We start from the raw sequence: 11,012 nt of genomic DNA on the forward strand, positions 1-11,012 counted from the left end.
ATCAGGCTTCGCGGATAAACCGGGCAATAATCGAACCCATTTCCTCGGTGCTGGTCGCTTTACCGTTGCCGGCTAAATCGCCGGTACGGTAATTTTCTGCCAGCGCGCGGCTGATGGCCTGCTCGATGGCATCGGCCGCATCGGCCGCATCGAGGCTGTAGCGCAACAGCAGCGCCAGCGACAGGATTTGGGCAATGGGGTTAGCAATATTTTTACCGGCGATATCGGGTGCGGAGCCACCCGCAGGTTCAAACAGGCCAAAACCCTGCTCGTTCAGGCTGGCCGAGGGCAGCATGCCCATCGAACCGGTGATCATCGCGCACTCGTCGGAAAGAATATCGCCGAACAGGTTAGAGCAGAGCATGACGTCAAACTGGGAAGGCTCTTTGATCAGCTGCATAGTGGCGTTGTCGATATACATATGATGCAGCTCGACGTCCGGATAATCCTGCGCCACTTCGGTTACGATTTGCCGCCACAGAATAGAAGATTGCAGCACGTTGGCTTTATCGATGGAGGTCACTTTTTTGCGACGTTTGCGTGCGGATTCAAAGGCAATACGGGCAATGCGTTCGATTTCAAAGCGGTGATAAATTTCGGTGTCGAAGGCGCGTTCATGCTGGCCGCTGCCTTCGCGGCCTTTTGGCTGGCCGAAATAGATACCGCCAGTCAGCTCGCGGACGACCAAAATATCAAACCCTTTGGCGGCGATATCGCTACGCAGCGGGCAGAACGCGGTCAGCTCCTGATGCAGGCTGGCCGGACGCAGGTTGCTGAACAGGCGGAAATGTTTACGCAGCGGCAGCAGCGCGCCGCGCTCAGGCTGCTCAGCAGGGGGCAAATGTTCCCATTTCGGGCCGCCTACGGAACCGAACAGAATGGCATCGGCCTGTTCGCAACCGGCAATGGTCGCCTGAGGCAGCGGCTCGCCGTGGCGGTCAATGGCAATACCGCCGACGTCATATTCGCTGGTGGTGATGCGCATGGCAAAACGTTGACGCACCGCCTCCAGTACTTTGCTGGCCTGAGCCATCACTTCCGGGCCAATACCGTCGCCGGGCAAAACCGCAATATGATAGGTCCTTGACATAATTATACCGCTTCCTTTTGATCGTTAGCCTGAGATTTTCGTTGCAGTTCCTGCTCGACCTGACGTGCGCGCCAGATGTTGTTCAGCGCATTGATCATCGCTTTGGCTGAGGATTCAACGATATCCGTCGCCAGACCTACGCCATGGAACTTACGGCCGTTGTAATTCACCACGATATCTACCTGTCCCAGCGCATCTTTACCGTGACCTTTGGCCGTCAGCTGATATTTCACCAGTTCTGCATCGAAGTCAGTAATACGGTTAATCGCCTGGTAAACGGCATCGACCGGACCATTGCCCGTCGCCGCTTCGGACTTCACTTCTTCACCGCAGCCCAGTTTCACCGACGCGGTTGCCATTACGCTGGAACCCGACTGCACGCTGAAGTAGTCCAGACGAAAATGCTCAGGTTCTTCGTTCTGCTTGTTGATAAACGCCAGGGCTTCCAGATCGTAGTCAAACACCTGGCCCTTCTTATCAGCCAGCTTCAGGAAGGCGTCGTACAGGCTGTCCAGGTTGTAGTCATTTTCTTTGTAGCCCATCTCGTCCATACGATGCTTCACGGCGGCACGGCCCGAGCGTGAGGTCAGGTTCAGCTGCACCTGATTCAGGCCGATAGATTCCGGGGTCATGATTTCGTAGTTTTCGCGGTTTTTCAGCACGCCGTCCTGATGAATACCAGAAGAGTGAGCAAAAGCGCCGGTACCGACCACGGCTTTGTTGGCCGGGATCGGCATATTACAAATCTGGCTGATCAGCTGGCTGGTGCGGTAAATTTCGTGATGATTGATGTTGGTCTGCACGTTCATGATCTGGCTACGGGTTTTGATCGCCATGATCACCTCTTCCAGCGCGCAGTTACCGGCGCGTTCGCCCAGACCGTTGATGGTGCCTTCAACCTGGCGAGCACCCGCCTGGACCGCAGCAATCGCGTTGCCGACAGCCATGCCTAAATCATCATGGGTATGGACGGACAAAATCGCTTTATCAATATTTGGGACGCGATTGCGCAACTGGGTAAAGATGTTGCTGTATTCATTTGGCAGGGTGTAGCCGACGGTGTCAGGAATGTTAATGGTGGTCGCACCCGCGTTAATAGCGGCTTCAACAACACGGCACAGATCGTCGATTGGCGTACGTCCACCATCCTCACAAGAGAACTCAACGTCGTCGGTGTAGTTACGAGCGCGTTTCACCATGGTCACGGCGCGCTCAATCACGTCCGGCAGCGTGCTGCGCAGCTTGGTGGCGATATGCATCGGTGACGTCGCCAGGAAGGTATGGATTCGGTAGGCTTCTGCCACACGCAGCGCTTCGTAAGCGGCATCAATATCTTTATCAACGCAGCGGGCCAGGGCGCAAACACGACTGTTTTTTATCTGGCGGGCGATGGTCTGTACCGACTCAAAATCACCAGGTGAGGAGATAGGGAAACCGACTTCCATCACGTCAACGCCCATCCGCTCCAGCGCCAGCGCGATTTGCAGTTTCTCTTTCACACTCAGGCTGGCCTGTAATGCCTGTTCGCCATCACGCAGAGTGGTATCGAAAATAATAACTTGTTGGCTCATGAAGTAATTCCTTGTCGTGTTTGCGTCGCCATTTGCTGCGAGCATAAAAAAACCCGCGCATTTGCGCGGGTTCTTTAGTTTGTAAGCCTGAATCAGTGATTCATTCCGCCCACAAGTCTACCGCGCAGTAAAATGCGTTTAGTAGTAGACCTGGTAGGAGGAGAGTACGAATCATTGAATCAGACCTCATAAATTTGCTGTTCCTTTATTGATACTTGAAAAAAGGGGGCGATGTCAACCCGGATAACAAGGTTATAAACGGCAAATCAATTTTGTTTAGGGGAAAATATTCTGAGGCTGAACGGCCTGACAGAAGAAAAAGGAAGGATGATTGCACTGAAAAAAGCGGGCGTGGGGAAATGTCGTTTTTTTTCACAGGTAATTCTTATGCAACTTGCTGTTTATAATGGTTTTTAAAAGGTTTTCCTTATGGTTTCCTCTCACTGATAATACCGGTGCGTTTAGTTTATTGTTTCAGATAAATATTCGCTATTAGCAGATAAAACTAAAATAGCCCGGATGTTTGAACAGGTACGCTTTAATAAAGCCTGTTCTGATTTTAATAATGAAACGATCACACTGAAAATGAATCTTCCGGCAGTATAAACCGCTTTTCTCAAGGCAATCAGTCAGTGTAATTGTCGATAACTCGGCTAAATGTGCAGTGGCTTGGCTTACCTGTACTTTCTCAGCCGTTCATCAGGCCGTTTGCCTGCCACGTTTTCTGCGGTTATGGTAATCCATTAACTCAAAGCAAAAATAATATGGGCTATGCCCTGTACCTGAATGCTGGAAATATTTTCCAGATGTAAATAAAAACGGGTTTTGAACTTATATGAGCGCAGACCGTTCCGTGGCGATATTTTTTTGCCGCGCGCTTAGATAAATCAGCACCTTAAAGCCTGGAGGCGAAAATGGAGATGTTGTCAGGAGCCGAGATGGTGGTCCGATCGTTAATCGATCAGGGCGTAAAACATGTGTTTGGCTACCCCGGCGGGGCTGTTCTGGACATTTATGACGCTTTACAAACCGTTGGCGGTATCGATCACGTGCTGGTGCGCCATGAGCAGGGCGCCGTCCATATGGCAGATGGTTATGCCCGCGCTACCGGTGAAACAGGCGTCGTACTGGTCACTTCAGGTCCAGGCGCGACGAATGCGATTACCGGTATCGCGACTGCCTATATGGATTCCATTCCTATGGTGGTGCTCTCCGGGCAGGTGCCTTCGTCACTGATTGGCTACGATGCTTTTCAGGAATGCGATATGGTCGGCATTTCCCGTCCCATTGTGAAACACAGCTTTATGGTTCGGCAGGTGGAAGAGATCCCAACGGTAATGAAAAAAGCCTTCTGGCTGGCCGCCAGCGGTCGCCCGGGGCCGGTTGTGATCGATTTACCGAAAGACATGATGAATCCGGCTAACAAGCTGCCGTATATATGGCCGGAATCGGTCAGTATGCGTTCTTACAATCCGACGACTCAAGGCCACAAAGGTCAAATCAAGCGTGCGCTGCAAACCTTATTAGCTGCCAAAAAACCGGTGATTTACGCGGGTGGCGGCGTCATTAATGCGGCTTGTGATGATGAACTGCGCGAGATCGCGGAAAAGCTCAACGTACCTGTTACCTGTTCGCTGATGGGACTGGGGGCTTTCCCAGGTACGCATCGTCAGAGCGTGGGTATGCTCGGTATGCATGGCACGTATGAAGCTAACATGACCATGCACAACGCGGATGTGATTTTTGCCGTCGGCGTGCGGTTTGATGACCGAACAACCAACAATCTGGCCAGGTATTGTCCTGACGCTACCATCTTGCATATTGATATCGATCCTGCGTCGATCTCCAAAACCGTGTCGGCAGATGTTCCGATCGTCGGCGATGCAAAATATGTTCTGAGACAGATGCTGGAGCTGTTGACGCAGGGTGAAAACCCGCAGGATTTCGACAGCCTGCGTGACTGGTGGCAGAGCATTGAACAGTGGCGAGGCCGTCAATGCCTCGAGTTCGATCGCCACAGTGAAAAAATTAAACCGCAGGCGGTGATTGAAACGATTTGGCGCCTGACGAACGGTGACGCCTATGTGACATCTGATGTGGGTCAGCACCAGATGTTCGCCGCGCTCTATTATCCTTTCGACAAGCCACGACGCTGGATCAATTCCGGTGGTCTGGGCACGATGGGCTTTGGTCTGCCTGCGGCGCTGGGTGTGAAGCTGGCGTTGCCGCAAGAAACGGTGGTCTGCGTGACCGGTGACGGAAGTATCCAGATGAATATTCAGGAACTTTCTACCGCCCTGCAATATGGTTTGCCGGTGTTGGTATTAAGCCTGAATAACCGCTATCTCGGCATGGTAAAACAGTGGCAGGACATGATCTACTCCGGTCGCCATTCGCAATCCTATATGGAGTCCTTGCCCGATTTCCTGAAGCTGGCTGAAGCCTATGGCCACGTCGGTATCGGCATCAATCATCCTCATGAGCTTGAATCAAAGCTCACCGAGGCGCTGGAAGAATTGAGTAAGGGCCGTCTGGTGTTTGTCGATGTCAACGTAGACAGTACCGAGCATGTATACCCAATGCAGATTCGCGGCGGCGGGATGGACGAGATGTGGTTGAGCAAAACGGAGAGGACTTAATTATGCGTCGTGTGTTATCGGTATTACTGGAAAATGAATCCGGCGCTCTATCGCGCGTGGTGGGGCTTTTCTCACAGCGCGGTTACAACATTGAAAGCCTGACCGTTGCGCCAACTGATGACCCAACGTTGTCCCGCATGACTATCCAGACTGTCGGCGATGAAAAAGTGCTGGAGCAGATCGAAAAGCAGCTCCACAAGCTGGTAGACGTCCTGCGCGTTACCGAACTGGGCCAGGGTGCTTTTGTTGAAAGGGAAATCATGCTGGTTAAAATCCAGGCGACGGGATACGGCCGTGAAGAGGTTAAACGTAGCGCTGAGATCTTCCGCGGGCAAATCGTCGATGTGACACCTTCGCTTTATACGGTTCAGCTTGCCGGCAGTAGCGATAAGCTGGATGCGTTTCTGAGCACCGTGCGTGAGGTCGCTGAAATCGTAGAGGTTGCACGTTCAGGCATTGTTGGCGTGGCGCGTGGCGAACGTATTATGCGCTGATTTCTCCGCGTGATTATTCCGCTTTGCTTCTAACCCGGCGTAATGTCGGGTTTTTTTATTTTTGCCAGAAAGCTCCCGTGTACGATTAAAAGCGGTTGCGGGCTAAACTATTCTGCTGTTAGATGTAGTAGATTATCTTAACCTTAGCCGCGACGTGGCTATTATCTGCGCCGATCGGGTGCCTTAAGCGTGGGGTTATTGTGAAACTGGATGAAATTGCGCGCCTTGCTGGTGTATCGCGCACGACGGCCAGCTACGTGATTAATGGTAAAGCCAGGCAGTATCGTGTCAGCGAAAAAACCGTCGAGAAAGTGATGGCGGTGGTACGCGAGCATAATTACCATCCGAATGCGGTTGCTGCGGGGCTGCGCGCCGGGCGGACCCGCTCCATCGGACTGGTTATTCCTGATTTGGAGAATACCAGCTATACGCGTATTGCTAATTATCTTGAGCGGCAGGCGCGTCAGCGTGGCTATCAGTTGCTGATCGCCTGCTCGGAAGATCAGCCTGATAACGAAATGCGCTGCGTGGAGCACCTGCTGCAACGCAAGGTCGATGCGATTATTGTCTCGACCTCTCTGCCGCCGGAACACCCTTTCTATCAGCGCTGGATCAACGATCCCTTGCCGATTATCGCGCTTGACCGGGCGCTCGATCGTGAGCACTTTACCAGCGTCGTTGGGGCGGATCAGGATGATTCAGAAATGCTGGCCGCGGAGTTACGTAAACAGTCTGCTGAATCCATTCTCTTTATGGGTGCCTTACCCGAACTCTCGGTCAGCTTTTTACGAGAAATGGGCTTTCGTGAGGCATGGAAAGGCGACGAGCGGAAAATAGATTTCATCTATGCCAACAGTTTTGAGCGTACTGCCGCGGCGGCATTGTTTGAAAACTGGCTGGAAAACAATGAAATGCCGGATGCGCTTTTTACCACATCCTTTGGTTTGTTGCAGGGGGTGATAGACGCCACCCTAAAGCGCGAAGGGCGTTTACCAAAGGATCTGGCCATCGCCACCTTTGGCGACCACGAGCTGTTGGATTTTCTCGATTGTCCTGTGCTTGCCGTAGGGCAGCGCCATCGTGACGTGGCTGAGCGGGTATTGGAACTGGTGCTGGCCAGCCTGGATGAGCCTCGCAAACCTAAGCCTGGCTTAACCCGTATTCGACGCAATCTTTACCGACGTGGCCGTTTAAGCCGCAAAATAGGGTAAAGGGCCCGTTAAAAAATCAGGCGGCATTCCCCTGTCTGATTTTTTAATGCTGGTTTTAATATCCGCCTGTTCTCTTGAATGGTTATAGCCTGAATGATTTTCAGGCGGTGAGAGCGTAAATAAAAGTAAAGACAAACCCGTTAACCCCTTTTCACTTTCTTGAACCCCCACCAATATTAAGCGGTTGACCCTCCCCGTTTCTTACCAGGCCAGACGTAGCGCGGACAGGGTAGGAAAATTTTAAGAAATACCTTAAAATGCAACCCGCGTCGCAAAGTTGATCAGACCGAATTTGCCGCTTTGAATTGGTATATTTTTGAACAATTTAAATTTGCAGCGGAAATTCCTTTCATTATTCATCAGTTTATTTTTCAAATTTCACCTAAAGCCCGTTCTTTTTCAACTTTTCAGCTATTTAACGCGAAAAGAAAACCTCCTCCGCAGCCCAGCAGCAGCTTGACAATGATTTCCTCCGCTCCGTAAACTCCTCCGGTGGGAAAATGTGGTGAAAAGTGGTGACTGGAGGGTGAGACTGGCATGTTCCGGGGAGCAACGTTAGTCAATCTCGACAGCAAGGGGCGGCTTGCCGTGCCAACGCGCTATCGCGAAACGCTGATCGGGGAATCCGCGGGGCAAATGGTTTGTACCATTGACCTCCACCAGCCATGCCTGCTGCTTTATACCTTGCCCGAATGGGAAATCATTGAACGCAAACTGGCTCGTTTATCCAGCATGAATCCGCAGGAACGCCGCGTACAGCGTCTGTTGCTCGGACATGCCAGTGAATGCCAGATGGATAATGCAGGGCGTCTGCTGATTGCGAATACGCTTCGTCAGCATGCGAACCTGGCCAAACAAGTGATGCTGGTTGGGCAGTTTAATAAATTTGAGCTGTGGGATGAACAGACCTGGTATCAACAAGTCAGGGAAGATATTGACGCGGAGCAGTCGACTCAGGAACCACTCTCTGAGCGTTTGCAGGACTTGTCGTTATAGCTATGCAGGAAAATTACAAACATACCACGGTGCTGTTGGACGAGGCCGTTAACGGTCTCAATATCAAATCTGACGGCATCTATATCGATGGCACCTTTGGACGCGGCGGGCATTCACGACTGATCCTCTCACAGCTGGGAGAACAGGGGCGCTTGTATGCTATTGACCGTGATCCACAAGCTATCGCCGCCGCCGCCGCTATCACCGATCCGCGCTTTACCATTATTCACGGCCCTTTTTCCGCGCTGGCTGAGTATGCCGAAGAACGCGGACTGACGGGACGTATCGATGGTATTTTGCTGGATCTTGGCGTTTCGTCACCGCAGCTGGATGATGCCGAGCGCGGTTTTTCATTTATGCGCGACGGACCGCTGGATATGCGCATGGATCCCACTAAAGGCCTGTCGGCCGCTGAATGGCTCTTGCAGGCAGAAGAAAGCGATATTGCTTTTGTGCTGAAAACCTTTGGTGAAGAGCGCTTTGCTAAACGTATTGCGCGCGCCATCGTTGAGCGCAACCGCGAGCAGCCGATGACGCGTACCAAAGAGCTGGCCGAGGTGATCTATGTCGCGACGCCAGTCAAAGACAAGTTTAAACATCCCGCGACGCGCAGCTTCCAGGCGATCCGTATTTGGGTCAATAGCGAGCTGGACGAGATTGAAAAAGCGCTGAAAGGCGCCCTCTCTGCGCTGGCACCCACGGGCCGTCTGTCCGTGATCTGCTTTCACTCTTTGGAAGATCGCATCGTGAAACGTTTTATGCGTGAACAAAGCCGTGGCCCACAGGTGCCCGCGGGGATCCCAATGACGGAAGCGCAGCTGAGCAAGCTTGGCGGCCGTCAGCTGAAAGCGCTGGGTAAAATGATGCCGGGTGAAGCGGAAGTGGCAGAGAATCCACGGGCGCGTAGCTCTGTATTACGTATTGCCGAGAGGACCGCATCTTGATTGGCAACGAGCGACACAGTTTACCGGCCGTTATTGCAGGCGATATTTTACGCCACGGCAAGTTGCCGATAATCCTGGCTGTCGCCGTGCTGATTTCTGCGGTGTTAGTTGTGACCACAGCGCATAAGACGCGCCTGCTCACGGCACAGCGCGAGCAGTTAGTGCTGGAGCGGGATGCGCTGGACATTGAATGGCGCAACCTGATCCTGGAAGAAAATGCCCTCGGCGATCACAGCCGGGTAGAGCGGACGGCAACGGAAAAACTGCAAATGCAGCATGTCGATCCTGCGCAGGAAAATATCGTGGTACAGCCATAAGAGACGGAATGAAAGCAACGCCTAAGTTAAAACGGCAGGAAGATCAGGCCAGCTTTGTCAGCTGGCGTTTTGCTTTGCTTTGCGGTTGCATCCTGCTCGCGCTGGGCGGTTTGCTGGCGCGTATGGCTTATTTACAGGTTATTAACCCGGATAAGCTGGTGCGGGAGGGCGACATGCGCTCTCTGCGTGTGCAGGCTGTTCCTACTTCACGCGGTTTGATCACCGATCGCGCCGGAAGGCCGTTGGCCGTCAGCGTGCCGGTCAACGCCATTTGGGCCGATCCCAAAGAGCTGCATGATAAAGGCGGCATTACGCTCGACAGCCGCTGGCAGGCACTTTCGGATGCGCTTTCTATTCCCCTCGATCAGCTGGCCGCCCGTGTGAATGCCAACCCGAAAGGACGCTTCGTCTATCTGGCGCGTCAGGTCAATCCTGCCATTGGCGACTACATCAAAAAGCTTAAGCTTCCTGGCATTTTCCTGCGTGAAGAGTCGCGTCGTTACTATCCGGCCGGCCAGGTCACTTCGCATCTGATTGGCTTCACCAATATCGATGGGCAGGGAATTGAAGGCGTTGAAAAAAGCTTCGATAAATGGCTGACCGGCCAGCCTGGCGAGCGTACGGTGCGTAAAGATCGTCACGGTCGCGTCATTGAGGATATCTCTTTCGTCGACAGCCGTGCCGCGCACAATCTGGCGCTGAGCATTGACGAACGGCTGCAGGCGCTGGTCTATCGTCAACTGAACAATGCCGTTGCCTTTAACAAAGCGGAATCCGGTACGGCCGTGCTGGTTGATGTCAACACGGGCGAAGTGCTCGCGATGGCTAACAGCCCGGCTTATAACCCGAACAACCTGACGGGAACCACTAAAGACGTGATGCGTAACCGCGCCATCACTGACATTTTCGAACCGGGTTCGACGGTGAAGCCGATGGTGGTGATGACCGCATTGCAGCGTGGCGTGGTGAAAGAAAACACCGTCCTGAATACCGTGCCTTATCGAATCAACGGCCATGAAATCAAAGACGTGGCGCGTTATAACGAACTGACCCTCACCGGGGTATTGCAGAAATCGAGTAACGTTGGCGTTTCCAAGCTGGCGTTAGCGATGCCGTCCTCAGCGTTAGTAGACACTTACGCGCGCTTTGGATTGGGAAAGGCGACCAATTTGGGACTGGTCGGAGAAAGCAGTGGCTTATATCCCCAAAAACAACGGTGGTCTGACATAGAGAGGGCCACCTTCTCTTTCGGCTATGGGCTAATGGTAACGCCGTTACAGTTAGCGCGAGTCTATGCCACGATCGGCAGCTATGGCGTTTATCGTCCGCTCTCGATCACCAAAGTTGATCCGCCAGTGGCGGGTCAGCGTGTCTTCCCGGAAGAACTGGTTCGCACCGTCATGCACATGATGGAAAGCGTGGCGCTGCCTGGCGGCGGCGGCGTAAAAGCGGCCATCAAAGGTTATCGCATCGCCATTAAAACCGGTACCGCCAAAAAGGTCGGGCCGGACGGGCGCTATGTGAATAAATATATTGCTTACACCGCTGGCGTTGCGCCAGCGAGTCATCCTCGTTTTGCGCTGGTGGTGGTCATCAACGATCCCCAGGCTGGCAAATATTATGGCGGTGCGGTTTCCGCGCCGGTCTTCGGTGCCATCATGGGCGGGGTATTACGCACCATGAATATTGAACCTGATGCGCTACCGCCACCGGACAAAAACGAGTTGGTAGATAATAAGTGAGGGATCGA

At 52.9% G+C, this 11,012-nt stretch carries 8 protein-coding genes and 1 pseudogene; 7 read left to right on the forward strand and 2 right to left on the reverse strand.

Annotated elements, in window-relative coordinates; genetic code table 11:
* Position 1: 1 nt before the first annotated feature.
* Positions 2 to 1,090, reverse strand: coding sequence for a 3-isopropylmalate dehydrogenase (gene leuB / locus EHV07_RS03660; RefSeq protein ID WP_147195177.1), 1,089 nt, complete (start codon positions 1,088 to 1,090; stop codon positions 2 to 4).
* A 2-nt stretch (positions 1,091 to 1,092) separates the two neighbouring features.
* A complete protein-coding gene (leuA, locus tag EHV07_RS03665; RefSeq protein ID WP_147195179.1) occupies positions 1,093 to 2,661 on the reverse strand; it encodes a 2-isopropylmalate synthase in 1,569 nt (522 codons plus the stop codon).
* Between the two features lie 914 nt (positions 2,662 to 3,575).
* Here leuA and ilvI point away from each other — a divergent pair.
* The 7 genes and pseudogenes from ilvI to EHV07_RS03700 all read left to right on the forward strand — a co-directional run.
* Complete coding sequence (gene ilvI, locus EHV07_RS03670; RefSeq protein ID WP_147195180.1) at positions 3,576 to 5,300, forward strand: acetolactate synthase 3 large subunit; 1,725 nt, start codon at positions 3,576 to 3,578, stop codon at positions 5,298 to 5,300.
* 2 nt (positions 5,301 to 5,302) lie between these two features.
* A complete protein-coding gene (gene ilvN / locus EHV07_RS03675) occupies positions 5,303 to 5,794 on the forward strand; it encodes an acetolactate synthase small subunit (protein WP_147195182.1) in 492 nt (163 codons plus the stop codon).
* Positions 5,795 to 5,994: 200 nt separating this feature from the next.
* Entirely contained in the window at positions 5,995 to 7,005 is a 1,011-nt protein-coding gene (gene cra, locus EHV07_RS03680) for a catabolite repressor/activator (protein WP_147195184.1), read from the forward strand.
* A gap of 537 nt (positions 7,006 to 7,542) precedes the next feature.
* Complete coding sequence (gene mraZ, locus EHV07_RS03685) at positions 7,543 to 8,001, forward strand: division/cell wall cluster transcriptional repressor MraZ (protein WP_147195188.1); 459 nt, start codon at positions 7,543 to 7,545, stop codon at positions 7,999 to 8,001.
* Positions 8,002 to 8,003: 2 nt separating this feature from the next.
* Positions 8,004 to 8,945 carry a 16S rRNA (cytosine(1402)-N(4))-methyltransferase RsmH gene (rsmH, locus tag EHV07_RS03690; protein ID WP_147195191.1) on the forward strand — a complete coding sequence of 314 codons (942 nt, stop codon included), beginning with the start codon at positions 8,004 to 8,006 and terminating at the stop codon, positions 8,943 to 8,945.
* Positions 8,942 to 9,262 (forward strand): cell division protein FtsL, encoded by a 321-nt coding sequence (ftsL, locus tag EHV07_RS03695; protein ID WP_147195194.1) that lies wholly within the window; start codon positions 8,942 to 8,944, stop codon positions 9,260 to 9,262. The genes rsmH and ftsL overlap by 4 nt, the downstream gene beginning before the upstream one ends.
* An 8-nt stretch (positions 9,263 to 9,270) precedes the next feature.
* Positions 9,271 to 11,001: pseudogene (locus EHV07_RS03700) on the forward strand (peptidoglycan glycosyltransferase FtsI); the annotation flags it as partial.
* Positions 11,002 to 11,012: the final 11 nt, after the last annotated feature.

It is taken from the genome of Pantoea sp. CCBC3-3-1, assembly GCF_007981265.1.
Classification (GTDB): Bacteria; Pseudomonadota; Gammaproteobacteria; order Enterobacterales; family Enterobacteriaceae; genus Erwinia.